General features: G+C 39.0%; 1 pseudogene. It reads right to left on the bottom strand.

Annotation, left to right across the window (positions count from 1 at the left end):
• A pseudogene (locus tag KVT11_RS21710) lies at window positions 1-228 on the bottom strand (lipase); the annotation flags it as partial.

Here is a 228-nt window from a genome sequence, read left to right as displayed (position 1 = left end):
TTGAACGTACTCGTTCTACAGATTGATCCACTTTGTCATTGAGTTTCTCAATTTTGCGAATGATTTGCAGCATATGGTGCTCGGCATATGTGGAGAATCTACGAACTGTGTTCATGAGAACATGCGACTTAATTAAAATCACTACCACAGTTTGCGGACGAACATTTGATTGGCTCAATTGATATAACATGGCGGTAGTGAGACAAGGGTTTTTTCTCAACATATCAT

The organism is Bacillus sp. GbtcB10, from assembly GCF_019091365.1.
Lineage (GTDB): Bacteria > Bacillota > Bacilli > Bacillales > Bacillaceae > Bacillus > Bacillus altitudinis.
Note: the sequence above shows the minus strand (reverse complement) of the source record. Positions and strands in the feature narration are given on the sequence as shown.